Below are 26,736 nucleotides of genomic sequence, written 5' to 3'. Positions count from 1 at the left end.
ATGCTTCATGATTTACTTAACACGTTTTTAGGCATTACAAGATATAACAAATACCTAATAATCAATTAAAAATTAGCAAATGTCAAAATTGTAATCTAACCGCTAACTGACTATAAACTGTCTTTTTTTAGGTAAATTTGTGTGCTAATATTTTTAATCTAATACCACATATTTTTGAACAGACAAATAAAATTAATTTGGGATTTTCGAGGTCCGGCAGCATTAAAAACTGCAGAACACCATGTTAAGCACCTTAATGAATTTATAGCTATTGAAAAAACCGCATTGAACATTACGGGTTTTAAAGCACTTAATGATATGTATAGCATTGCATTTATGGTGGTAGAGGAGAAAGAAATGATATCAATAAGAGATATATTGAAACCACACAGAGGTGAAGTTTACACCCCCTAAAAGATTATTATGAAGCATTTTCTTCTTTTTATATGCCTTATACTTTTATTCTCTTGCGCCCAAGAAAAGCAGAATTTAAATTTTCTTGAAGTTGCACTATCATCAAATGATTCAAGAATTAAAAGGGTAATGGATAGCTTAGATAATTATCAAGTTCAAATAAGATACACACAAATAGATCGAAGAAACGACAGTGTTCTTTTTACCGACTACGATTTTCAGGTAAACGACAGCACGTATTTTTACCCAGCGAGCTCGGTTAAATTTCCTATAGCGGTATTAGCTTTAGAAAAGCTTAACCAAATAGACAGCTTAACCTTAAACACCAGATATTACTTAGAAGGTGATACAATTGAAAGTACGGTAGCCAAAGATGTATCTCAAATTTTTGCAGTTAGCGATAATCTAGCAAATAATAGACTGGTCGAATTTTTAGGCTTTGAAGAAATTAATCAGAATTTAACCAATAAAGGTATTTCACCAGTTAGAATAAGTCATCGATTCGGGTATCATTCAGATGACTTAAGAACTAAGCCTTTAATTATTTATTTAAACGACTCAACAACCGGCATCACGAAGTCTATACTAAATAAAACCCCTGACAAACTAGAACTATTAGAAATTGAAAAAGGAATAGGTTATTATGAAGACGATGAGCTAATTGAACAACCATTCGATTTTAGTCAAAAAAACTTCTATCCTGTATCATCACAACACAACTTATTAAAGCGAGTAGTATTCCCAGAGAATTTCGATGCATCAGAACGTTTTGATATTAATCCCGAACAACGAAATCTTCTCTTAAAAGCCATGCATACCGTACCTCAAAAAGTTGGTTATGATCCAACAACATATTATGATGGCTATTGTAAATTTTTCATATATGGCGATAAGAAGGATGACATACCCGAACATATCGAAATTTATAATAAAGTAGGATTTGCTTATGGCACGCTAACCGATTGCGCATATATAAAAGACACAGAAAAGAATATAGACTTTCTTTTAACAGCTACTATTTTGGTCAACAAAGATGGCATTTTTAATGACGACGTCTATGAATATGATGATATCGGTATTCCGTTTTTAGCGCAATTAGGGCGAGAGATTTATACCCAAGAAGCAAACAGAAAACAATAATAGAACAGTAAGTTGACTATGCAAGACGACACTAATAAAACAAGAATTAACAAATACCTAAGCGAAGCCGGTTATTGCTCGCGTAGGGCTGCGGACAAACTTATTGACCAAGGCAGAGTTACCATTAATGGAGAGGTACCAGAAATGGGTACTAAAATTTCTACTGGTGACGTTGTTAAAGTTGACGGCGAACTAATAAAAGAACCAAAAGGAAAATCGACCTATTTGGCATTCAACAAACCTGTAGGCATTGTTTGCACCACAGATACAGGAGTTGAAAAAGATAACATCATAGATTATATCAATTACCCAAAGCGTATTTTCCCGATTGGGCGATTAGATAAACCCAGCGAAGGACTCATTTTTTTAACCGATGATGGTGATATTGTAAATAAAATTTTGCGTGCCCGTAATAACCACGAAAAAGAATATTTGGTAACTGTAGATAAACCTATTACTATAGATTTTTTAAATCGGATGCGAAGAGGCATTCCTATTCTAGACCAAGTAACTAGAGAGTGTGAAGTCTTTGAAGTAAGCACATATCAATTCAGAATAATTCTTACCCAAGGCCTTAACCGTCAAATTCGTAGAATGTGCGAGTATTTGGACTATAGGGTCAAGAAATTGAAACGAATTAGGATTATGAATGTTCAACTAGATATACCTGTAGGTAAATGGCGCGATCTTACCGAAGAAGAACTAAAAGAGATAAATAGATTAGTTAGTACGTCATTAAAAACATTTGACAGCAACAAATAATCATTACTTGCTATCTGTTTTTTCTAAGGGACAGCACAGTTAATTTAACTAAAAAATAGCACCTTAATTAACTAAAAATCATTATCTTAAAACAAAAAAAGCTATGTTAAAAGAAAATATTAATGCTATCAAACGTCTTAATTTAAAGCATGTATTGGTTCTGTTCTTTTTAACAGGATCTATGTTTACGACCATTTCTGCACAAACGAACAACTTTACAGAATATTCTGGGGAAGTTGTAGATGCAGAAAGTAAAAAACCTTTGGTTTTTGCAACCTTAACAATCAACAATACCAACGTTACTACCATTACGAACTCTGAAGGACAATTTTCGCTTAAAGTACCCAATGATTACCTTAGCAACAACTTAACAATTAGCTTTTTAGGCTATAAGACCAAACAGATCGCGATTTCTCAATTAGAACTGGAGAAGAATAAAATAGTTATGGATGAGTTTGTCGTTGCTCTTGCTGAAGCTAGTATCGATGCTCCAAACAATGCTGAAGCCCTAGTCAAAGAAACACTCGACAGAAAAGGAGACAATTACCTTGATGAAAATACGGTAATGACTGCTTTTTACAGGGAGACGATTAAGAAAAGAAAAACCAATGTCAGTCTTTCTGAGGCTGTTGTAAATATATACAAAACTCCATATTCCTCTAAAAAGACCGATGCTCTTGAACTTTATAAAGCACGTAAAAGTACCGACTATTCTAAATTAGATACGGTTGCATTAAAATTACAAGGTGGTCCTTTCAACACCTTATTTGTTGATATGGTAAAGTATCCAAATTATATATTCACCGAAGAAACATTGAAATATTACGATTTCTCCTTCGATACTTCTACCCGTGTAAATGATCAATTAATATATGTCATAGATTTTAAACAAAAGCCTGAAATTATTGACCCTTTATATAATGGTAAATTATATATAGATGCAAAGAACAAAATTTTAACCAGTGCAATATATTCTTTAAACATTACCGACAAGAGATTAGCATCTCAAATGTTCGTACGCAGAAAACCGAAGAATGCCGAGGTTTGGCCAACAGAGGTTTCGTACCGAGTAGACTACCGTGAGAAAAATGGTAAATGGTACTATGGATATAGCAATGTACTTTTAGAATTTAAAATTAATTGGGACAAGCGTTTATTCAATTCTGTTTACAGCATGAGCTGTGAGATGGCAATTACAGACTGGGAAAAGAATATGGATAACAATATACCCAAGTCTAAAGACAGAATGAAGTCCTCTATAATATTAAGTGACGAGGCAATCGGTTTTGCTGATCCAGACTTTTGGGGAGAATACAATATCATAGAGCCTGAAAAATCAATTGAATCTGCCATCAAAAAAATACAGAGACAATTAAAAAAAGACAGATCTAGTAGTGGAACAGCGGCACGCTAGATAAGACAAAGATTTTAAGTAGTGTTTAGAAAAAATCCCTTTACTATTCTGTTGAAAGAATAACAAAGGGATTTTTATTACTTGTAGTATGCTAAACTTATTTTGGCATTACTACTGCATCTATAGCATGGATTACTCCGTTGCTAGCAGCTACATCAGCCATTACCACAGTTGCCATATTTCCTTTTTCATCTTTTAGCATTACTTTATCTCCGTTCAATGATAAAGTAATAGTCCCACCTTGTACAGTCTTTACTGCAAAAGAACCACTATTATCTTTTATAGCTTTGATAACATCGGCAGCCATAAACTTTCCAGATACTACATGATACGTTAACAAACCACTTAGGGCATCTTTACTGCTTGGCTCTAACAAAGATTCAACTGTACCGGCTGGTAAAGCTTCAAATGCAGTATTTACAGGAGCAAAAACGGTAAACGGTCCTTCACTACTTAATGTTTCAACCAAATCAGCAGCTTTAACAGCCGCGACTAGAGTTGTAAAATTGTCATTTGATACCGCTACATCTACAATGGTTTCTGATTGAGCGTAAATGTTGGTTGCAAATAATGTAATTGCACTCAATAATGTAATTTTTAAAATTTTCATAGTTCTTTTTTTTAGATTTCTGTAAAAGTATGACGGAACTACAACTAATAGTCTTAAATTTTGTTTAAAATTTTAATAAAAAGCTTAAACAATTTTTAAATAACTAATAATCAAATACTTAACTAGTTGTATTTAAGATATAAAACCTGAAAACAAAATTTTTACATGACAAATAGCACCTTTTAAACAAAAAAGTCTAGTATAAATAGCATTTCAAATGCTATATATACTAGACTCAAAATAAAAATCCATCAAACTAACAAAAAGGGTTTGATGGATTTTGTAAATAAATTATTTATGCTAGATTAATTGGCCACTTCACTAATAAATTTTAAACGGTAGAGTCTTAATTCTTCTTCCTCATAATCACCATCAAATTCAGCCATAGCTTCTTCTAAATCGTCAGTATCGGCCTCTAAAAAATATTCATGAATTTCTTCTTGTTGATCCTCGTCTAAAATCTCATCGATCCAATAATTGATGTTCAACTTGGTACCACTGTATACGATTTGTTCCATCTCTTTAATAAGATCCGGAATTTCTAATCCTTTTGATGAAGCAATATCAGATAATGGCAGTTTTCTATCCACATTCTGTATGACATATAGTTTCAACGCAGAATTTGCACCTGTACTTTTTACTACAAGATCATCTGGTCTTATAATTTCATTCTCCTCAACATACGTATTTATAAAAGCTAGAAAAGGTTTACCATACTTCTTCGCCTTACCTTCACCTACACCATGAACATTTAATAACTCTTCATGCGAAATTGGGTATTTCAGCGCCATATCTTCTAAGGATGGATCCTGGAATACTACAAAAGGTGGCACACCTAATTTCTTTGCCTGCGCTTTTCGCAAATCTTTTAATTGCTTTAATAATTTTTCATCTGCAATACCTCCAGATTTGGCGGCACCTACAATTGCGTTATCATTTTCTGCATTATACACATGATCTTTGGTCATCATAAAAGATGAAGGTTTACATAAAAATTCCTTACCATTATCCGTTACGTGTAATACGCCGTATTGCTCTATCTCTTTCCTAAGAAGCCCGGCAACCAATGTTTGGCGTATCAATGCCATCCAATAGCTTTTATCTTTATCTGACCCGATTCCAAAAAATTCCTTTTCATTCGTTTTATGTGATGAGATTATCGCATTGGTTTTACCACGCAAAGCATTTACGATCTCTTTCGACTTAAACTTTTCACTGGTGCCCGTAACTACCTTCAGCAGCTTTTCAACATTATCTTTAGCTTCTTCTTTCTCTTTTGGGTTTCTGGTATTATCATCCATTTCGGCACCATCGCCATTAACATCATCAAACTCTTCACCAAAATAATGAAGCATAAACTTACGTCTAGACATCGAAGTTTCTGCATACGCCACCACTTCTTGCAATAATGCATTCCCAATTTCTTGTTCAGCGACCGGTTTACCCGACATAAATTTCTCTAGCTTCTCAATATCTTTATATGAGTAATACGCCAAACAATGCCCTTCGCCACCATCACGGCCTGCCCTACCCGTTTCTTGATAGTAACTTTCTATACTTTTCGGAATATCATGGTGAATTACAAAACGTACGTCTGGTTTGTCGATCCCCATACCAAAGGCAATGGTAGCAACGACCACATCAACATCTTCCATCAAGAACATATCTTGATATTTTGATCTTGTTTTCGCATCAAATCCTGCGTGATAAGGCACAGCACTTACTCCGTTCACCTGCAAAACTTGTGCTAACTCCTCTACCTTTTTACGGCTAAGGCAATATATAATTCCTGATTTACCTGAATTTTGCTTTACAAAACGAATAATATCAGCTTCAATATTCTCTGTTTTGGTACGTACTTCGTAAAATAGGTTAGGTCGGTTAAACGAAGCTTTAAAAAGCTTAGCACCACCTATACCTAAATTCTTAATGATATCTTCTTGTACTTTAGGTGTCGCCGTAGCAGTAAGACCAATAATAGGAATATTCTCTCCCAGACGCTCCACTATTGATTTAAGATTTCTATACTCGGGTCTAAAATCATGACCCCATTCAGAAATACAATGTGCTTCATCTACTGCAACAAAAGATACTTTGACCGAGCGTAAGAATTCTACATTCTCCTCTTTGGTCAATGACTCTGGCGCTACATACAATAGTTTAGTAATACCATTGGTTATATCTTGCTTTACCTGCTTGATCTCTCCTTTATTTAAAGAGGAGTTTAGCACATGGGCAATTCCTATTTCAGAAGAAACTCCACGAATGGCATCTACCTGATTCTTCATTAAAGCGATTAACGGAGAAACAATAATTGCCGTACCATCTTGCATAAGCGCCGGCAATTGATAGCATAGAGATTTACCACCACCAGTGGGCATGATTACAAACGTATTATTCTGTCGTAAAACATTTTTGATTACTTCTTCTTGAAGTCCTTTAAATTGAGAAAAACCAAAAAACTTTTTTAAAGAGGAATGTAAATCGATATTGTCAAATTCTTTACTGTCTGTCACATTTTACATTTAAGGGACCACTATTTGCTTTTAAATTTATAAGCGAACAAAATTATAAAATAATAGACTTTGCGTTTCTAAATTATTATGCGATAATCGGCATATAAAATTAAGTTTGTTTAATTTTGTCATCTTAAAGATAATACATTCTTTTAGGAATACAATCCATAATTTGAATAATAGATTGATTGCAACGGACACCATTATTGACTTAGCGAAAAAAACCATTGAAACTGAGCGTGATGCTATAGCACAACTTACCACTCATTTAACCGATGATTTTGCGAAAATAGTAAACTGCATTATTGAGGCTAAAGGTCGCGTTATCATTTCTGGTATTGGCAAGAGCGCCATTATTGCAACAAAAATTGTCGCTACACTCAATTCTACTGGTACTCCCGCAATTTTTATGCATGCTGGTGACGCTATTCACGGAGACTTAGGCACGGTACAAGAAAACGATGTTGTCATCTGCATTTCTAACAGCGGAAATACCCCCGAAATAAAAATGTTGGTTCCGCTCATAAAAAGAGGTACGAACAAGCTAATTGCCATGACCGGTAACACCGAATCTTTTTTAGCAAAACAAGCGGATTTTATTTTAAATACCCATGTTGAGAAGGAAGCTTGCCCTAACGGGTTGGCACCGACAACAAGTACAACGGCACAATTAGTTATGGGAGATGCCTTGGCTATTGTGCTTTTAGAAATAAAAGGTTTCAGTAGTTCAGATTTTGCAAAATATCACCCAGGTGGCTCTTTAGGCAAGAGATTATATTTAAGAGTTGCAGACTTAGTAAGTAAAAACCAAGTACCTCAAGTTCAAAAAGGCGAAGAGGTCAAAAAAGTGATTATAGAAATTTCTAAAAAGATGCTAGGTGTTACTGCTGTTCTTGATGGCGAAAAAGTAGTCGGTATCGTAACAGATGGCGATATTAGGCGTATGCTAAATAAGCATGACAATATTAAAGGCCTAACCGCTGAAGATATTATGACTAGCAACCCTAAAACCATACCTGCAAATACACTAGCTATCAAAGCATTAGAACACATGCAGAAAAAGGGCATTTCTCAATTATTAGCCATGGACAAAGACACGTACGTTGGGGTTATCCATTTACATAATTTAATAAACGAAGGTATTTTATAATGAGTTCCAAAGCTACCACGCCACCAAACGAGATGTCTTTTCTAGACCATTTAGAAGAATTAAGATGGCATTTAATTAGATCGACTTTGGCTGTCGTCATAATTGCAAGTGTTGCCTTTTTAATGAAGGGTTTCATTTTTGACACGATTATATTCGGTCCTAAAAACATGGATTTCCCTACCTATCGTTTCTTTTGCAAAATAGCAACATGGTTAAATGAAATTCAATCATTTACAGTAATAGATTCCTCTTTCTGTGGTGATGAATTTCCGTTTACCATTCAGAGCCGAGAAATGGGCGGACAATTTTCTGCTCATATCTGGACCTCTATTTGGGCAGGTGTAATTATCGGGTTTCCTTATATTTTATATGAAATGTGGAAATTCATTAGTCCGGGGCTACATGCAAATGAGCGCAAGAATTCTCGTGGCTTTATACTAATTGCTTCTCTATTATTTTTTATTGGTGTGTTATTCGGTTACTATATCGTAGCACCACTTTCTATCAATTTCTTAGGGTCTTACGTTGTTAGTGACTCCGTTTTAAATGAGTTCGATTTAGATTCTTACATTGGCACCTTAAAAATATCTGTACTTGCCTGTGGTATTTTATTCGAGCTACCGATAATTATTTTCTTCTTGACCAAGGTAGGCTTGGTGACACCGGAATTAATGAAAAAGTATCGAAAAATTGCACTGGTAATTGTTCTAATACTTTCTGCGGTAATTACCCCACCAGACGTTACAAGTCAGATTATAGTTGCCATACCGGTAATAATTTTATACCAAATAAGTATTTATATATCTGCCATGGTACTTAGAAAAGAAAGAAGAAAAGCTGAAAAAGAAAAAAAAGCAAATAGAAATGTCAAACCAAATTGAAGAATTTAATGCTTATCGTTCTAAGATGAACGAGAAGCTTTTGGCCGATAACAATAAAATAATTAAGCGTATTTTTAATTTAGACACCAATGCCTATGCTGCAGGTGCTTTAGATGTTAAGACCAAAGAATTGTTAGGTCTTGTTGCTTCAGCAGTTTTGCGTTGTGACGATTGCGTAAAATACCATTTAGAAAGCTCACATAAAGAAGGTGCCTCTAAAGAAGAAGTAATGGAAACTTTAAGTATTGCTACTCTTGTTGGCGGTACAATTGTGGTACCACATTTAAGAAGAGCATATGAGTATTGGGAAGAATTAGAAAACCAACAAGGTTAAATAATCCCTAATAACTTTTCTAACAGACCAATAACCAATAGATTTGAAAACATGAAGTTACGTGCCGACAATATAATGAAGTCCTACAGAGGCCGTAGGGTGGTTAAAGGAATTTCTCTTGAGGTTAACCAAGGAGAAATTGTAGGATTACTAGGACCAAACGGTGCTGGTAAAACAACTTCCTTTTACATGATTGTTGGGCTTATAAAACCAAATGGTGGTAGCATCTATTTAGATGACATGGAAATTACAAAATTCCCCATGTACAAAAGAGCCCAGAACGGTATTGGGTACTTGGCACAAGAAGCATCTGTCTTTAGAAAATTAAGTATTGAAAAGAATATTTTAAGTGTACTTCAATTGACAAAACTGAGCAAGAAAGAGCAACACATGAAAATGGAGTCGCTTATAGAAGAGTTCGGCTTAGGTCATATTCGTAAAAGTCGTGGTGATTTATTATCTGGTGGTGAACGAAGAAGAACTGAGATTGCTCGTGCTTTGGCTACCGATCCAAAATTTATTTTGCTTGATGAACCTTTTGCAGGGGTTGACCCCGTAGCTGTAGAGGACATACAGCGTATTGTAGCGCAGTTAAAAGACAAAAACATTGGTATACTTATTACGGATCACAACGTGCAGGAAACGCTTGCCATTACAGAGCGTTCTTACCTAATGTTCGAAGGTGGTATTTTAAAGTCAGGCGAACCAGAAGAATTGGCTGCCGATGAAATGGTACGTAAAGTATATTTAGGTCAAAACTTTGAACTTCGTAAGAAGAAGTTAGATTTTTAATAAGTACTACACCTACTCTATTCAAGAGTACTTTTTAAGATTATACAATCCCCAACCAAAGAACAATAGTTCCAGAATTAATGCGGGAGTAAATAATGGTGAAACTCCATCAAACAGAGTACTTACTATTCTACCAAAAGAAATTCCGCCCATAAATAGCACATTACATAAGGTTGCTCCGTACCAAAGATTCGCTTTAATAGAGCCTAAAATCCAAAATGATCCTACTCCCATATAAATTCCCATTACCGCTCGTAGCATATTCTTTAGCTCTAAATCAACCACTTCAAAACCTAAAAGTTCGGGCATAATATACGTTGGGTGACCGCCATAGACGATACCAGCTATAATTACAATAACTCCTGATAATAATAAATTAAGATTTTTTGGATTCGTCATTGATTGGTTTGCCATAAAGTTGAAAATATCTAAATGCCGCTATTCCTCCAATCAATGAAAATACAGCTAGCATCCAAAATACATGTTGATGCCCTGTTAAACCTGGCGATGCGTCTAACAAATACCCCATTGCCGGACCAGCAAAAATATCTGGCGTGTAGCCTATCAAAGAAATCAATCCTACTGCTGTACCTGTTAATACTAACGGAATTTTACCACTCTGCATTACCGCAAAGTATAAAGAACGAATGGCATACACCCCTAGTGTCACAATCATGATAGAGAATAGGAACATGAAGTAAGAAACATCGGCAACCATGCCAGATGCAAATATTAAAGATCCGATTAACGCAACTACAAAACCTAATAATAAAAATAGACTAGGCCTAGAACGGTCTGCTATCACTCCAATAAAAACACCTACTACTGGTCTTGCAAATAATAAAAATGTACCTACTTCTGCAGATTCCACCTCATCGTACAACATAACATCTTGAGCATAAAGCGAAAATATATCGGTGATTTTATAACCAACGTAAGCACATAAAATAATAATCATCAATAGTAAAACCGAAGGCAAGCGCAGCACTTCTTTAATTTGCGAAACAGTGATTCTTTCAACGACAATATCATTTTCAAGACTTGCAGGCAATCGCATAAAAAACCAAACTAAAACACCTACAATCGATACTATAGCCGAAGATGTCAATATCACATAGCGAAAAGCAAACCTACTTTCCTCTAAAGTGGCGACCTCTAAATCTGCCGACATAAAGTAAGAAAAAACAAGAACGCCCAAAGTACCAAATAACGCACCTACCAAACCTCTACCACCATCTAAAAAACCAAAAGCTTTACCTTGAGAACCACTACCACCCCATACTCGGGTAGCTTTTATCATAGGTGACCAGAATAAAAAAATAGTAGTAAATCCCCAAAAGCCGTAAAGTACCTGCAAGGTTAAATAATCTGGGAATGTGGCAAAAACCAAACCGCCCAAAGCAGTCATCCAGAGCGCTATGGCTATTAATTTTCTAGGCTGAAACTTATCTGCTAATGGTCCGCCCAGCAAATATGAAACCAAGGCTACAAAGCCGTATACAGAGAAGCATAATCCTAATGAAACATTATCAAGTTCAAACACTTTTAAAACGGTAGGTCTAAAAACACGTTGCAGAACAAAAGGTAAAATAAAGACACTCTCCCCTGCTAGAATCAGCAATAACAAATAATACCAGGGTGCTTTTTCGGGGTTTTTCATTTCGCTTTTATCGGAATCCAAACTTCTTCTTCTGAGTTAGGATCGTTGTTTTTATACTTATCGCCCAGTACTTCAAAATGCGGACGGTCATCTAAATTATAATCTGAATTAGAAATCCATTTCCCATAAATATATTGAAAAAATACCTGTACATCTTTAGCAGTCCCCTTGTAATTAAAAACGGCATATAGTCCGCCCTTTAAAACAAGATTGTTCATTCCTTCAGGAACAGAGTCAAAATCCTTAACCTCAACGCAAGCCCACTTTACATACTTTTTAACGGGAGAAAACTCCTGAAAATAGTCTTCAGGGTATTCTTGCAACGAGATAAAATCATCAGACGACCTATATAAAACTTCCTTACTACGCTGCCTAAAGCTTTTCCAAAGTTCTGGCGTTTTATTATCCATTAAACTCATTTCGGTAGAAAATCCAACTAAATTTTTCTCTTCTAGTGTAACAATTTTTGGGGTCATATATGGATTTGCTGATTGTCAAACTTAAGAAATTCATTCAGAACCTAGAAAACTGACTAACACCAAATTCTAATTATTATCATCAATAGTTTCAATAACCTAAACATAAAGTTGAACTAACATGCTTTTGTAAGAATTAAAACAATTTTGAGGAAACTAAATTACCAGATGAAAACTAAGAAAAACACAAGAAGAAATTTTATTCAAAAAGCATTAATGGCTTCGGGCGGACTTATTCTAGCTCCGAACTTTATTAGCTGTAGTGATGATGACGACTTAAAAGTAGATTACAATGAATCTTTACTTAACGTTCAAAATTTTAACTACGGTGTAGCTAGTTTTGACCCTAGTAGCACAGGCGTAATAATTTGGACACGATTTATTAATACTGACATTGAAATTATCTGGGAAGTTTCTACAGAAAATAACTTCAACAGTATATTACGTACAGGAAAAATAATAACTGAAAGCTCAAGAGACAACACTTTAGCCATAGAATTGACAGAATTAGAAGCTGACCAAAAGTTGTATTATCGATTTATAAGCACAACCGATAATTCCGTTTCAGTAATTGGTGAAACTATTACTTTACCAACAGTTGCCACACAAGCAAAATTAGCAGTTTGTTCTTGTTCCAATTACCAAGCTGGTTTATTCAATGTTTACGACGCCATGGCAAATTCTGATGCTGATATCATTGTACATTTAGGTGATTATTTTTATGAATATGGCGCTGGAGGATATGGATCTACAGAAGAAAATGCTTTCTTAAATCGCTTTCACGAACCTGCGGGAGAAATCATTTCTTTAGATGATTATAGAACAAGATACAAGCAATATAGATCTGATGCTTCTTTACAATTAGCCCACCAAAAGAAACCGTTCATTTGCGTATGGGACGATCATGAAATTGCCAACGACACCTACAAAGAAGGTGCTGAAAATCATGATGAAGCAACAGAAGGTAGTTTTGAAGTTAGAAAACAAAATGCACTACAAGCATATAGCGAATTTTTACCATTTTCTAGAATAGCCGCAGACGATAATAGCATTATATACCGTTCTGTAAATATTGGCAACCTTGTTAACCTTATTTTAATGGACACTCGCCTTATTGGTAGAGATAAGCAATTAAACATTGGTGATTACTTTACTGCAACAGGCTTTGATGCGCAAGCATTTCAAACCGCATTGACCGACCCCAACCGCTCTATTGTTGGAGTGACCCAGAGAGATTGGATCATATCTGAACTAAATAGTAGTTCAGCCAAATGGCAAGTTTTAGGGCAACAAGTACTCATGGGTAAAATGAACATACCTGTAGAATTATTAACGGTATTTGGTTCTGAAGGTTTTGGTACCATTCTAACAGAACTTGTAACTATTAAGTTAAGATTATTAAATAATGACCCAAGCTTAAGTGCAGCCGAAATTGCGAGAGTAACCACGGTTATTCCTTATAATTTAGATGCTTGGGACGGTTACCCAATTGACAGGGAGATTATGTACAATGCATTGAACGGCAAAAAAATAGTGACCTTTGCCGGCGACACCCATAATGCCTGGCAAAATACCTTGACTTCAGAAAATGGAACAGAAGTAGGAATAGAATTAGCAACATCCTCTATTAGCTCACCCGGTTTTGAAACATATCTTGGAGCAAATTCTTCACCAGAATTAATTGCCGGATTTCAAGAAGCGATGGTGGCATTAATTGATGGATTAAATTATTTTGATGCCTCTAGAAGAGGATATATGATGACAACATTTACAACTACAGAAGTTACTTCGGAATGGATTTTTGTAGACACCTTATTATCAGAAAGCTATTCAACTGAAATAGGTTATTCCTTAAGTTACTCTTAACTAATGCTATAGTAAAACTAAAAGCTTGCGTTGAATATTCAATGTGAGCTTTTTTTTATAGCACCAATAGTCCGTGGTCACGTAGACCTGTTACTTGCTTAGAGTACCAAAACAGCTCAAAATCTTCTAACTGAGATTCGTAATCCTTTTTTAACTGACCGTAACTTACAGGTTTATTTTCAGGTTTTAATTGTTCTAGCGTAGAAAGTAACCATTCGCCTTTATCTTTATCTACAGTAATTTCATAGATACCCGTTTTGGTATGAAAACCCAATGCTAACTGTTGCCAAGTCATGCCTTTTTTCTTTTTAACCCGTTCGGCAGTAGTTGGCATCGGACCTATCCAAGCTATTTTTGCTGACGATTTTGTACTTAATACCTGCTCTTGTTGTAGACAATTATAAATATAATCTGCGGAAATGTTTGTTAGCGGAATTTTAAAATCGAACCATTCTTGCAAGCTCATATCAAAACCGATACCGTGCATAAAATTAAAGAGTGATTTCTTTAATCCGAAGCTGAACTTACTATGATCAACTCCCGTTTTATCTTTAAAATCAATATCGTTATTTGCAAAGGTGATGGATTTCAAATCTGGCATTACTCCGTATTCTTCGGGATGCAGCCCGACCGGACTGTGAGCTGTCAATGCAAACTGATGCCAAAATCCCGATTGTATGATTCCCAATTCAAACAACTGGCGAACCATTTCTAAACTGTCTACCGTTTCTTGAATTGTCTGCGTTGGGTAGCCGTACATTAAATACGAATGCACCATAATGTTCGCTTCGGTGAAATTTCTCGTTACCTGTGCTACCTGTTCTACCGTTACGCCTTTATCTATGAGTTTCAGAAGTCTATCTGATGCCACTTCCAATCCGCCAGAAACAGCGATACAGCCAGATGCTTTCAGCAAAAAGCATAAGTCTTGTGTAAAGTTCTTTTCGAAACGAATATTCGTCCACCAAGTGATGGTCAAGTTTCTTTTTAAGACTTCTAGCGCAAAAGCTTTCATCAATGATGGCGGAGCAGCTTCATCCACAAAATGGAAACCAGATTCCCCTGTTTGTTCCATCAACGTTTCTACGCGGTCTACCAACAAACTAGCAGCTACAGGTTCGTATATTTTTATATAATCTAAAGAGATATCACAAAAAGTACATTTACCCCAATAGCAACCATGTGCCATCGTAAGTTTATTCCAACGACCATCACTCCAAAGACTATGCATTGGATTGGCGATTTCAATGACCGAAATGTAATTTGTTAATTGCAGGTCAGAATAATCTGGAGTACCAACATCTTGTTGTTTATAATCTGGTCGTGTACTATCATTTTTATAAACGACTTTACTATCCTCTAAAATGAAAGCACGTTTTAACTCCCCTTCCCCTTTGACCACATATTGATGCACCAACTCCAACGGAAGCTCACCATTATCAAGGGTAATAAAATCAAAGAATTCAAACACGCGAACATCGGTAAGGCTACGGAGTTCGGTATTTGGGAATCCGCCACCCATGGCAATTTTCAAATCAGGATAATTTGCTTTTATAAATTGCGCACAACGAAAAGCACTATATAAATTACCAGGAAAAGGAACCGAAAAACACACCAATTTAGGTTGTACGGCTTCTATTTGCTTTGCTAGTATCTTCAGTGTTAATTCATCAATAAACGTAGGTTGTTCATTCAAGTGATTATACAATTCATCAAACGAATTGGCGCTACGTCCAAGTCGCTCTGCATATCGACTGAATCCGAAATTAGGGTCTATACATTCTACTATAAAATCTGATAAATCTTCAAGATATAAGGTTGCCAGATGTTTGGCTTTATCTTGCATACCCATATTACCAAAAGCCCATTCTAAATCATCTAACTGTTCAAAACGAGAAGCTTGCGGTAAAAAATTTTCGGTACATAATTGCCTCGCTAATGTATCATTTTTTCCTTGTAGAAAAAGAATAACAGCATCTAGCGTTTTCAAATAATCATTGCGAAGCGCATATATTCTTTGGCAATTTTCAGACACTATAGCATCCGATGAAAAAGCCATGTCAAATAGCTGCTGAAAGGTATTTTTATTGAAAAGTGATAAAATAACCTCAATCCCTAAGTCGGACTGAAAAGAAGAAATATCCTTTGTATTCAAAAACCCTTTAATGTATGCCGTTGCCGGATACGGAGTGTTTAATTGGGTAAAAGGTGGTGTTATTAAAAGAAGGTCTTTCACAAAGTTATTTTAGAACAATGCCGCAAAGATAACTGTTCGCTTATTCATTATTCAATATCTCACGTACCGCTTGTTGATACGCCTTTGGATTATTTGCTTTTTTTATTTTCTTGAATGCCTTTTGCGGATTGGAAGTTGACAATGAAAAATATTCCCAAAAGCCACGCATTTTCATTTTTATAGGTGTCGGCCCTGATAATGCCTCAGCATATTGCTGATAAATAGTATCATGAAATTCTGAGAAAATCTTCCAGCGGTCTTTTGGGTATTCGGTAGTATTATTCTTAATCATATTAGGTAGAAATGGGTCGGCAATTAATCCTCTTCCCATCATAAAATGGTCAATTGAAGGGAAGCGCTCTTGCATTTCTTTAAACTTTGATACTGTAGTTATATCGCCATTATAGTATAGTTTATGCTTAGTATTTTCAACACATTTCTGAAAGGCATCAAGATCTACTCCGCCTTTATACAATTGCTTACCGATGCGGGCGTGAATGGCAATATTCTTTAATGGATACTTGTCTAGAATAGGAAATACGTCTAATATTTCTTCTGCATTCTCGTACCCCATTCGCATTTTCATAGAAACCACCACATCGGTTTCTTCGTGTGTTCGTTTTAAAATATGGTCAATTTTTTCAGGATTACAAATAAGTCCGCTACCCATACCTTGCTTCGTAACCATTGGGTAAGGGCAACCTAAATTCCAGTTGAGTTCTTTGTACCCTAAACTTTGAATGTATTTTACAACGAACAGAAACTCATCAGCATCGCCCGTCATTACCTGCGGAATAACTTCTAGGGTAGTATTATTCTCTAGTTGTAGATCTTTTTGATACGAATTCTTTATCACCATTTTACCATTCAAACGAATGTATGGCGCGTAAAACGTATCAATACCACCAAAATATTTATGGAACGCATTGCGAAATCTAAAATCGGTAAAACCCTGTAATGGGGATGATAATAAGGTAACTGACATGTATGTATTACTGCGTTAGGTGCAAACTTTTAAGTTTTGCAACAACAGATTTAGCTGCAAAAATAGCGCCTTCCATGTAACCAGAGTGATATTTTGATGTTTCTGCACCAGAAATAAATAATTTATTCTCGAATAAGGGTGCCTGATACAGTGCATGACCGCCATTTTGATGGGAAAATAAGTTACGTTCTTGCCTGTTCGATTTGGTAAATTCTTCATTGTACCAAGCCGTTTCTAGATACGATTCGTATTGTAAAGCCTCTTCACCGAACACCATTTTCAATTGCGCTTCAATTTTTTCTATTCGTTGTTCTTTAGTGAAACGAGCACAACTTCCAGAAGCAAATCCAACAAGTGCGTACGACTCCATCTCTAGATTCGACTGATCGTAAAACTCGGTAAGCGGACCAACATTACTAAATATAGTGCCCGATTTGCCTTGATCTCTCCAAAATGGCTTTTTATAGGTTAAGGCAACTTTAATGGAATCTTGCATCCAAGTGTGGGTTTGTTCTGCTAAAGAAACTATATCATTTGGCAGCGCAGGAGAAAATTCTATTTGATCTATTAATGCCGCAGGTGGTAATGTAGTAATTACAATATCTGCATATAATGTGCGGGAATTGGTTTTTATCTCATTATTGTTATCAAGCACATTTACCTCGTTAACCACTTCATTTAAAAAAATAGTATTTGGTTTCAATTTACCAGCTATCGAATTCAGTAAATCAATAGTTCCGTTTTTAAATCGGTAACTAGGGCTGTCGTTAGGTACAGCAATTTCTTGTGGCGGAACATTAGAGAAAGTTTGAAAATATGAGATACCGGTCATAAATTGTTCGAAGTACGGAACCTTGAATTCTTCAATAACATCTAATAAATGGTAGTGACTTTCATTAAACCAAGTAGCACCCATTTCAACTTTGGCCTTCCCAGATTCTATAGTGTTAATTCTACCACCAATTCTTTCTCGTGCTTCTAAAACCTTCACATCAAAACCTAGATCTTGCAAACGATATGCAGTTAGCAAACCCGTTAATCCTGCGCCGATTATTACTACCGATGTATTCATGCTATAAAGTTATTCTGATTAAATGACGGACTAAGATATTTTTGATTGCAATACACTGGCAGTTACTAATAATTGCCCGATATGCCTTTGGCTGTGCTCTGCAGCGTGAAAAAGGAGTCCGATTACCGTTGATGGTAACTTCTTTCTGCCAACCGTTCTTTTCTCTGAAAGTGTCTGTTCTGGCATCGTTTTGAAATATGCTAGCGCTTCTAACACTTTAACCGAAAATTGCTCTTGTAAATCAGCAACTTCAGTAGTTAAATTAAAGGCGGCTTCTTGTTTAAGAAATTGAAATTGTGCTTCGGATAGTGATTCCCCCTTTGCGTAGGTCAACATTCTATCTAAAACTCCTGTAATATGATTCATATGAAAACCCACAGAAGCTCTACCTGCCGTTTTTGCCCATAATAATTATTTAGGGAAATCCGCAGTATATTTTTTCAGTTCACGCTCAGATTGCAACAATGCATGAGCTGCTGGTTGCAGCAAATCTGGCACACCTTGAATAGGTCCGCTTAACCAAAACTCATATTCTTCATTTTCCATAATCGTTTTTCCTAAATAAATCTACGTTTAAAGTCTCTCTTGTATGACAGAACTTACTACATAAAATAGAATAATTAAGGGAATAGCCATGAATTTCATGGTAACGATTAGCACAAGACTAATGATAAGAAAGATATAACGCATAGCATTATCCTTGAAGCTTGTATTCTTGAATTTTAAAGCAAATAGCGGCAAATTAGCATTTAGTAAATATGCACTCACTAATGTTAAGATGATCAAGAACCATTGATTAAGAATGATTCTATTTAAAAAATCATTGTTTTGGTATAAAAGGATAAGTGGTAATGAAAGTATTAAAAGTGCATTTGCTGGTGTTGGCAAACCAATAAACGAAGATGTCTGGTTTTCATCAATATTGAATTTCGCCAAACGATACCCAGAAGCCATAGTCACTATAAACCCTAAAAAGGGTATTAAATGTATGAATTGGAATTTACCAGCTTCCATAAAAAAGTGAGAGCCATCTCCCCATCCGCTAGTTTGCGACATTGCCAATAATTGAAACATTACAATACCAGGTACTAATCCGCTAGTAATCATATCTGCCAAAGAATCTAACTGTAGACCTAATTCGCTTTTTACATCTAAAACACGCGCAGCTAATCCGTCAAAAAAATCAAAGAAAATACCAAGTGCAACGAATATTGCAGCAAGTTCTAATCTATTCATAACAGCGAACATGGTAGCCACACAGCCACAAAAGACGTTCAAAAGAGTAATAAAATTAGGAATATGCTTTTTCATAATAGTCGGTCTAATATCATAAATGCAGAAAGGCACACTACCCCAGCACAATTATGGCTCTAAATTAATATAATTATGTGGTGGTAGAGGTATTCCGCTCTAAAAAGCACTAAGCTCACCAATATTTTGCGAGACCTCGAAAACTATTTTGCAAATTAAAGGGACGACAACCATCAAATTTGCAACCACTTAGACATATCATATTGAAATATAAACTACCTTCTCTGAGATCATATCACAAATTAGTTCTCAAATGAAAAATATTATGCATGCATAGCATTGTTTAGTTGATATTTTAGAATTAAATTATAGCCTTTGTAACAATTTCAGATGAAAAATGAAGTTTTATAACAAATACAATTAAACACTAACCATTAAATACATTGCCCAAAAATGAAGATTAAAAAGGTTTTAGTAGCCAATAGAAGTGAAATTGCAATTCGTGTATTGCGCGCCTGTTCTGAGCTGAACATTAAAACAGTTGCCATTTACACTTATGAAGATCGTTATTCGCAACATCGAAATAAAGCCGATGAATCTTACCAAATCGGTGAAGACAATCAGCCTTTAAAACCTTATTTAGACATTCCGCAAATTATAGCTTTGGCAAAGGCTAAAAATGTAGATGCCATACACCCAGGTTACGGATTTCTTTCTGAAAACTCAGAATTTGCAAGACAATGCGCTGCAAACGACATTATTTTCATTGGTCCGGATCCAAAAGTAATGGATGCCCTAGGTGATAAAATTACCGCCAAAAAAGTTGCTGTAAAATGTAATGTTCCTATCATTGAAAGCAATAAGAAAAAATTAACCTCGCTTAAAGTTGCGCTATCCGAAGCGGCAATAATTGGGTACCCAATAATGCTAAAAGCTGCCTCTGGTGGTGGTGGTCGTGGTATGCGTATCATAAGAAAAGACGAAGATCTAGAAATGAATTTTGATTCTGCCAGAAACGAAGCATTAAACGCTTTTGGCGATGACACCATGTTTCTAGAAAAGTATGTAGAAGACCCTAAACATATAGAAGTTCAAATCGTAGCCGATAACCACGGTAATATTCGCCATTTACATGAGCGCGATTGCTCTGTGCAGCGTCGCCACCAGAAAGTGGTTGAGATAGCACCGTCACACAACGTTAGTGAAGATGTAAAACAGAATCTTTACAAATATGCCGTTGACATTGCCAAAGAGGTAAACTATAACAATATAGGTACGGTAGAATTTTTGGTTGACCCAAATGATAATATTTACTTTATTGAAGTAAACCCAAGAATACAGGTAGAGCATACCGTTACCGAAATGGTTACTGGTATTGACTTGGTAAAAACTCAAATTTTCGTTGCAGGAAATTATAAGCTAGACAGTCAGCAGATTAAAATATTTGGTCAAGATACGATTGCTACCTATGGTTTTGCATTACAATGTCGTTTAACCACAGAAGATCCGGGCAATAATTTTACTCCCGATTATGGTACGGTAACTACGTATAGAAGTGCCTCTGGTATGGGCATTCGGTTAGATGCCGGTAGTATTTACCAAGGGTATCAAGTGAGTCCGTTTTTTGACTCGATGCTAGTAAAAGTATCGTCTCATGGTAGAACCTTAGATGGTGCTACCCGTAAAATGGTACGTGCATTAAAAGAATTTAGAATTAGAGGAGTTGAAACCAATATCCATTTTCTACAGAATGTAATTCAGCATCCTATTTTTAAAGATGGTAAGGCAACTGTCAATTTCATACAGAACACCCCTGCCCTATTCAAAATCAAATTACCACAAGATAGAACATCGAAAGTGGTGAACTTTTTGGCAGAAGTAATTGTAAACGGAAATTCTGATGTTAAGTATATTGATCAGAATAAAGTTTTCAGAAATCCGAAAGTTCCAAAATTTAATCCGTTAGAAGCACATCCGAAGGGAACAAAAGATATGCTGACCGAAATGGGTCCCGAGAAATTCTGTGCATGGTTAATGGATGAAAAGAAAATTCATTTTACAGATACTACCATGCGTGATGCGCACCAATCATTATTGGCAACAAGAATGCGTACCTATGATATGTTGCGTGTTGCAGAAAGTTATGCGAAGAATCACCCAAACACCTTTAGTATGGAGGTTTGGGGTGGCGCAACCTTCGATGTTAGTATGCGTTTCTTACATGAGAGTCCGTGGACACGTTTACGTGAATTACGTAAAGCAGTACCGAACATATTATTTCAAATGCTACTTCGTGGATCTAACGGAGTCGGGTACAAAGCATACCCTGATAATTTAATTGAAAAATTCGTTGAGAAATCTTGGGAAAACGGCGTCGATATTTTTAGAATTTTCGATTCGTTGAACTGGGTGAAAGCGATGGAACCAAGTATTAATTATGTACGTAATAAAACGGGTGGTATTGCAGAAGCAGCTGTAAGTTACACGGGTGATATACTAAATGTAAACGAAACAAAATACACTCTAAAATACTACACGCAACTTGCAAAAGATTTAGAAAACGCAGGTGCACATATGATTGCCATTAAAGATATGGCAGGTCTATTGAAACCATATGCCGCTACTGAATTGGTTTTAGCATTAAAAGACACAGTAAAGTTGCCAATACATTTACATACGCATGACACCTCTTCGTTACAGACGACAACATACATGAAAGCAATTGAAGCCGGTGTTGATGTGGTTGATGTCGCTCTAGGCGGATTATCAGGATTAACTTCTCAGCCGAACTTCAATTCGGTTGTAGAGATGATGAAAGGTCAGCCACGAGCACATGAGTTCGACATGCCGAAGCTGAATCAATTTTCTAACTACTGGGAAGATACAAGAGAATTGTACTACCCTTTTGAATCGGGATTAAAAGCGGGTACAGCAGAAGTGTATTCACATGAAATACCTGGCGGACAGTATTCGAATTTGCGCCCACAAGCAACTGCTTTAGGTTTAGGAGACCGATTTGAAGAAGTAAAAACGATGTATGCAGAGGTAAATAAACTCTTTGGTAACCTAATTAAGGTAACACCGAGTTCAAAAGTGGTTGGTGACATGGCAATTTTCATGGTAACTAATGATTTAACCACAGAAGATGTAATGACACGTGGCGAAGAAATATCTTTCCCAGATTCTGTAATTAGTTTCTTTATGGGAGATTTAGGTCAGCCCGTTGGCGGATTCCCTAAGAAGCTTCAGAAAATCATTCTTAAGAACAAAAAACCATACACGAACAGACCAAATGCACATTTAGCACCAACAGATTTTGACAAAGAATTTAAAGCCTTTAAAAAGAAATTTCAAAAAGGCTTTACTCGTGCTATTGAAATGGAAGATTTTCTTTCATACACCTTATACCCAAAAGTGTTTGAAAAAGCACATGAGAACTATAAGTTGTATGGCAATTTAGCGTTGGTACAAACAAAGCATTTCTTCTACGGAATGAAACTTCGTGAAGAAACCTTGATAGAATTAGAACCGGGTAAAACAGTCATCGTAAGGCTACTTTCTGTAGGGATACCAAATGAATTAGGTATGAGAACCGTATTCTTTCAAGTAAACGGTGAAAATAGATTTGTTGATGTTTTAGACACCTCTTTAAACCTTAAAATTGAAGAAAATGAAAAGATAGATCCGGCAAACGATGATCAGATAGGAGCGCCGTTACAAGGATCTTTATACAAGGTATTGGTCAAAAAAGGTCAAACCATAAAAGAGAACGATCCATTATTTGTAATTGAAGCAATGAAAATGGAAACAACGGTTACTTCTTTTAAAGCCGGTACAGTTACTTCTGTGAGTCTAAAAGAAGGCAGCATGGTAAAACAAGACGATTTGATTGTTACTGTTGAGTAGCAATTGAAATCAATTTAATGTATTTAAAAAGCCATCTTTAGAGGTGGCTTTTATATTTCTGGAAAAGAGCATATTAAATAAATAGTTAATCTCCATAAAATTATAAAAAACCAATATCTGTGAAGTCTGTTATTATTCGCATCTTTGCAGCTGCTATGCGCTAGTAAAAGTATGTTCAGAATAATCACGTTTTTAATTCTACTTTTTACTGCATTTTGGGGACATTCTCAAAATGTACAACTATCTCCATTATCAAAGATCAGCTTATTGACCGTAGGTACTGGTGAAGATTTAGCAGCCAAATTCGGACATAGCGCCATTCGCTTGCAAGATCCTACTTTAGGTATTGATGAAGTATACGGTTACGGAAACTATGATTTTGACGACCCGAATTTTTATCTGAATTTCACTAGAGGTAAACTATCATACACCATTTCTAGAATTCCGTTCAAGTATTTTGAATACTCTTACCAACAAGAAAAACGATGGATAAGGGAACAAGAGCTAGATGTCAATTTAGAACAGCGCAATAATATTATCACTTTTCTAGAACACAACTTACTGCCCGAAAACAAGAAATATAAATACGATTTCTTATTTGATAATTGTGCCACTAGAATACCTATGGTATTTGAAAAAACTTTGGGCAATACCTTTAAATTCGATTATAACCACTTAGAAGAGCAGTTAACATTTAGAGAGTTGATTCGTTTAAAACTGAATCCGAATTCATGGTCCAATTTCGGCATAGACCTTGCGTTAGCTTCCGTAATTGATAGAGAAGCAACGCCATACGAGCATTTGTTCTTACCAATTTACGTGTATGAGCAAATGAAACATACTACACTAGACGGTAAGCCGATAGTCAAAAAAGAATCTGTTATTTTAGATATTGCAGAACAAGAATATCGCTCTTTAATATTTTTGACTCCTTTATTTTGGCTTAGTATTCTGCTAGTTTTAGTATGCTATATCACCTATACCGATTATAAAAACCTGCGAAGAAATAAATGGTTGGATTTCGGACTATTCGCGGTTACTGGGTTAGCAGGTATTCTAATTTTATTTCTTTGGTTTGGTACAGATCATTTGGCTACCAAAGCAAACTTTAATTCGCTGTGGGCATTTGCCCCGAATATAGTAATCGCATTTATGATGATCAAAAAGCAGATTCCGGCATGGATGATCACTTACATCATATTTTTAACCATATTACTTGGCATCACTTGTATATTGTGGATGTTTAAAATTCAAGTGTTTTCCATATTATTAATCATTGTATTACTAGCATTAGCTATTCGTTATTTATATCTGATCTATTATTTTAAAAGTAAGCATCTAACGAAAAAATAAAATCAAGTTACTTTACATGAATCTACTTACCGTTGAAAATATTTCGAAATCCTATGGCGAAAATGTTCTTTTTGATAACCTTTCTTTTGGTATCAATAAAGACCAAAAAATTGCTTTAATCGCTAAAAACGGTACAGGAAAAACTTCTATACTTAATATATTATCAGGAGCCGACACTCCCGATTCTGGTCAGGTCAACTACCGTAAATCTACACGTGTTTCCTTTTTGGCTCAAGAGCCGGTAATGGATCCAAACTTAACTGTAGAAGAAACTATTTTCGCTTCAGACAATGAAGTATTGACCGTATTAGCCAATTACGAAAAGGCATTACTAAACCCCGAAGATGCAGATGCCTACCAAAAAGCATTTGATGCCATGGATCGTTTTGAAGCGTGGGATTTTGAAACCCAGTACAAACAGATTCTTTCGAAGCTAAAACTAGATGACTTAGATGCCAAAGTAGGTAAACTATCTGGTGGACAAAAGAAACGTTTGGCACTTGCCAATGCGCTAATTAACAAACCAGACCTTTTAGTTTTAGATGAACCGACCAACCATTTAGATTTAGAAATGATCGAATGGTTAGAAGAATTTTTTGCTAAAGAAAACATGACCTTATTTATGGTAACGCACGACCGTTACTTTTTAGAGCGTGTATGTAATGAAATTATTGAGTTAGAAAACGGAAAGCTTTATCCATATAAAGGAAACTACTCTTACTATTTAGAAAAGAAAGAAGCCCGTATAGAGCAAGAAGCCACAGAACAGCATAAGACAGAATTACTATTTAAAAAGGAGTTAGATTGGATGCGTAGGCAACCAAAAGCCCGTACCACAAAATCTAAATCGAGAATAGATGACTTTGCAGTAATCAAAGACAAAGCAAGTCAACGTAGAAAAGACCACCAAGTTCAGCTAGAGTTGAATATGGAACGCGTAGGAAGTAAAATACTTGAACTTCATAAGATTTCTAAGTCCTTTCCTAACAAACCTATTCTAGACAAGTTCGAATATGTTTTTCAAAAAGGAGAGCGAATTGGTATCATTGGTAAAAACGGTACCGGTAAATCTACCTTCTTAAATATATTAAGCGGTCGTGACCAACCAGATAGCGGTAAGGTAATTGTAGGTGAAACGATCAAGTTCGGTTATTACACCCAAAAAGGAATTGAAATAAAAGAAGGTCAGAAAGTAATTGATGTTATTCGTGAGTTTGGTGATTACATTCCGCTAATGAAAGGCAGGCAGATTTCTGCACAGCAACTATTAGAACGTTTTCTATTCGATAGAAAAAAACAATACGATTTCGTTGATAAACTAAGTGGTGGTGAGCGTAAGCGACTATACTTATGTACCATATTAATTCAGAATCCGAATTTCTTAATATTAGATGAGCCTACCAACGATTTAGATATTGTAACGCTAAATGTGTTGGAAAGCTTTTTAATGGATTTTCAAGGGTGTCTAATGGTAGTATCTCACGACCGTTACTTTATGGATAAGATTGTAGATCACCTATTTGTATTTAGAGGTGATGCGGTTGTAGAAGATTTTCCTGGTAACTATTCAGATTACAGAGCATACGAAGACAGTCAGGTATTAGAGAAACGCGAACAGAAAGAAGTTCAAAGTGCCCCTAAAACTAGTTGGAAAGAACCAGATGCTTCTCCGAAAATATCTTACGCAGATCAACAGGAGTTTAAAAAATTGGAGCGCGAAATTCAAAAATTAGAAAAAAAGAAAGTTACGCTACAAGAGAAGTTTACCGATGACTCATTAAGTGGTGATGATATTAAAGACCTAGGTATAGAACTTAAAGAAGTAACCGACACTATTGAAAGCAAGACTGAACGATGGTTTGAGCTTTCAGCATTAATGGAAGGCTAGACCCTATTAACACGTTAATTTGCGAATACA

22 protein-coding genes and 1 pseudogene are annotated in these 26,736 nt (G+C 35.7%); 12 read left to right on the top strand and 11 right to left on the bottom strand.

Annotated features, from left to right (window positions below; genetic code table 11):
- Nucleotides 1–174: 174 nt before the first annotated feature.
- The 4 genes from CLV90_RS08040 to CLV90_RS08025 all read left to right on the top strand — a co-directional run bounded on the left by CLV90_RS08040 (nt 175) and on the right by CLV90_RS08025 (nt 3,730).
- A complete protein-coding gene (locus CLV90_RS08040) occupies nt 175–414 on the top strand; it encodes a hypothetical protein (RefSeq protein WP_133686942.1) in 240 nt (79 codons plus the stop codon).
- Nucleotides 415–423: 9 nt separating this feature from the next.
- Nucleotides 424–1,554 (top strand): serine hydrolase, encoded by a 1,131-nt coding sequence (locus CLV90_RS08035; RefSeq protein ID WP_133686941.1) that lies wholly within the window; start codon nt 424–426, stop codon nt 1,552–1,554.
- 18 nt (nt 1,555–1,572) lie between these two features.
- Nucleotides 1,573–2,316, top strand: a complete 744-nt coding sequence (gene rluF, locus CLV90_RS08030; protein ID WP_133686940.1) for a 23S rRNA pseudouridine(2604) synthase RluF — start codon at nt 1,573–1,575, stop codon at nt 2,314–2,316.
- Nucleotides 2,317–2,419: 103 nt separating this feature from the next.
- Nucleotides 2,420–3,730 (top strand): carboxypeptidase-like regulatory domain-containing protein, encoded by a 1,311-nt coding sequence (locus tag CLV90_RS08025; protein ID WP_133686939.1) that lies wholly within the window; start codon nt 2,420–2,422, stop codon nt 3,728–3,730.
- Between the two features lie 97 nt (nt 3,731–3,827).
- On the opposite strand, the gene CLV90_RS08020 is transcribed toward CLV90_RS08025, so the two are convergent.
- Nucleotides 3,828–4,340: a fasciclin domain-containing protein gene (locus CLV90_RS08020; RefSeq protein WP_133686938.1), complete on the bottom strand. Its 513-nt coding sequence runs from the start codon at nt 4,338–4,340 to the stop codon at nt 3,828–3,830.
- 305 nt (nt 4,341–4,645) lie between these two features.
- A complete protein-coding gene (locus CLV90_RS08015) occupies nt 4,646–6,856 on the bottom strand; it encodes a RecQ family ATP-dependent DNA helicase (RefSeq protein ID WP_243835303.1) in 2,211 nt (736 codons plus the stop codon).
- Between the two features lie 172 nt (nt 6,857–7,028).
- Here CLV90_RS08015 and CLV90_RS08010 point away from each other — a divergent pair, with 172 nt between their 5' ends.
- From CLV90_RS08010 to lptB, 4 genes are read left to right on the top strand one after another with little or no spacing between them, the layout of a single operon-like run.
- The gene (locus tag CLV90_RS08010; protein WP_243835301.1) at nt 7,029–8,006 is read left to right on the top strand and encodes a KpsF/GutQ family sugar-phosphate isomerase; all 978 of its coding nucleotides are present in this window, start codon (nt 7,029–7,031) and stop codon (nt 8,004–8,006) included.
- Nucleotides 8,006–8,887, top strand: coding sequence for a twin-arginine translocase subunit TatC (gene tatC / locus CLV90_RS08005; RefSeq protein ID WP_133686937.1), 882 nt, complete (start codon nt 8,006–8,008; stop codon nt 8,885–8,887). The genes CLV90_RS08010 and tatC overlap by 1 nt, the downstream gene beginning before the upstream one ends.
- Nucleotides 8,871–9,221 (top strand): carboxymuconolactone decarboxylase family protein, encoded by a 351-nt coding sequence (locus tag CLV90_RS08000; RefSeq protein WP_133686936.1) that lies wholly within the window; start codon nt 8,871–8,873, stop codon nt 9,219–9,221. The genes tatC and CLV90_RS08000 overlap by 17 nt, the downstream gene beginning before the upstream one ends.
- Before the next feature lie 51 nt (nt 9,222–9,272).
- Entirely contained in the window at nt 9,273–10,013 is a 741-nt protein-coding gene (lptB, locus tag CLV90_RS07995) for an LPS export ABC transporter ATP-binding protein (RefSeq protein ID WP_027064458.1), read from the top strand.
- A gap of 21 nt (nt 10,014–10,034) precedes the next feature.
- Here the strand turns inward: lptB and CLV90_RS07990 are convergent, their stop codons facing one another.
- The 3 genes from CLV90_RS07990 to CLV90_RS07980 are packed head-to-tail and all read right to left on the bottom strand — an operon-like array spanning nt 10,035 to nt 12,149.
- Entirely contained in the window at nt 10,035–10,412 is a 378-nt protein-coding gene (locus CLV90_RS07990; protein WP_133686935.1) for a DUF4345 domain-containing protein, read from the bottom strand.
- Nucleotides 10,390–11,673: an MFS transporter gene (locus CLV90_RS07985; RefSeq protein ID WP_133686934.1), complete on the bottom strand. Its 1,284-nt coding sequence runs from the start codon at nt 11,671–11,673 to the stop codon at nt 10,390–10,392. Before CLV90_RS07985 ends, CLV90_RS07990 begins: the two co-directional genes overlap by 23 nt.
- Complete coding sequence (locus CLV90_RS07980) at nt 11,670–12,149, bottom strand: GyrI-like domain-containing protein (RefSeq protein WP_133686933.1); 480 nt, start codon at nt 12,147–12,149, stop codon at nt 11,670–11,672. Before CLV90_RS07980 ends, CLV90_RS07985 begins: the two co-directional genes overlap by 4 nt.
- 168 nt (nt 12,150–12,317) lie before the next feature.
- Between CLV90_RS07980 and CLV90_RS07975 the strand changes: the two genes are divergently transcribed.
- Entirely contained in the window at nt 12,318–14,015 is a 1,698-nt protein-coding gene (locus CLV90_RS07975) for an alkaline phosphatase D family protein (RefSeq protein ID WP_133686932.1), read from the top strand.
- A gap of 55 nt (nt 14,016–14,070) precedes the next feature.
- Here the strand turns inward: CLV90_RS07975 and CLV90_RS07970 are convergent, their stop codons facing one another.
- The 6 genes and pseudogenes from CLV90_RS07970 to CLV90_RS07950 form a co-directional block, all read right to left on the bottom strand.
- Entirely contained in the window at nt 14,071–16,251 is a 2,181-nt protein-coding gene (locus CLV90_RS07970; RefSeq protein ID WP_133686931.1) for a B12-binding domain-containing radical SAM protein, read from the bottom strand.
- A 40-nt stretch (nt 16,252–16,291) separates the two neighbouring features.
- Nucleotides 16,292–17,236, bottom strand: a complete 945-nt coding sequence (locus CLV90_RS07965) for a tRNA dihydrouridine synthase (RefSeq protein ID WP_133686930.1) — start codon at nt 17,234–17,236, stop codon at nt 16,292–16,294.
- Between the two features lie 7 nt (nt 17,237–17,243).
- The gene (locus tag CLV90_RS07960; RefSeq protein ID WP_133686929.1) at nt 17,244–18,308 is read right to left on the bottom strand and encodes a flavin monoamine oxidase family protein; all 1,065 of its coding nucleotides are present in this window, start codon (nt 18,306–18,308) and stop codon (nt 17,244–17,246) included.
- Nucleotides 18,309–18,338: 30 nt separating this feature from the next.
- Nucleotides 18,339–18,707: pseudogene (locus tag CLV90_RS07955) on the bottom strand (DinB family protein); the annotation flags it as partial.
- A 12-nt stretch (nt 18,708–18,719) separates the two neighbouring features.
- Complete coding sequence (locus tag CLV90_RS19580) at nt 18,720–18,854, bottom strand: hypothetical protein (protein ID WP_341777684.1); 135 nt, start codon at nt 18,852–18,854, stop codon at nt 18,720–18,722.
- A 27-nt stretch (nt 18,855–18,881) separates the two neighbouring features.
- A complete protein-coding gene (locus tag CLV90_RS07950) occupies nt 18,882–19,619 on the bottom strand; it encodes a CDP-alcohol phosphatidyltransferase family protein (RefSeq protein WP_133686928.1) in 738 nt (245 codons plus the stop codon).
- Between the two features lie 393 nt (nt 19,620–20,012).
- Between CLV90_RS07950 and CLV90_RS07945 the strand changes: the two genes are divergently transcribed.
- The 3 genes from CLV90_RS07945 (at nt 20,013) to CLV90_RS07935 (ending at nt 26,706) form a co-directional block, all read left to right on the top strand.
- The gene (locus CLV90_RS07945; RefSeq protein ID WP_133686927.1) at nt 20,013–23,465 is read left to right on the top strand and encodes a pyruvate carboxylase; all 3,453 of its coding nucleotides are present in this window, start codon (nt 20,013–20,015) and stop codon (nt 23,463–23,465) included.
- A gap of 171 nt (nt 23,466–23,636) precedes the next feature.
- On the top strand, nt 23,637–24,818 hold the full coding sequence (locus CLV90_RS07940) for a lipoprotein N-acyltransferase Lnb domain-containing protein (protein ID WP_133686926.1): 1,182 nt from the start codon (nt 23,637–23,639) through the stop codon (nt 24,816–24,818).
- Between the two features lie 16 nt (nt 24,819–24,834).
- Nucleotides 24,835–26,706, top strand: a complete 1,872-nt coding sequence (locus tag CLV90_RS07935; protein WP_133686925.1) for an ABC-F family ATP-binding cassette domain-containing protein — start codon at nt 24,835–24,837, stop codon at nt 26,704–26,706.
- The last annotated feature ends 30 nt before the right edge of the window (nt 26,707–26,736 follow it).

This window comes from Maribacter spongiicola, assembly GCF_004364165.1.
Lineage (GTDB): Bacteria > Bacteroidota > Bacteroidia > Flavobacteriales > Flavobacteriaceae > Maribacter > Maribacter spongiicola.
The sequence above is the reverse complement of the archived record's forward strand: the minus strand, read 5'-3'. Positions and strand labels throughout refer to the sequence as shown.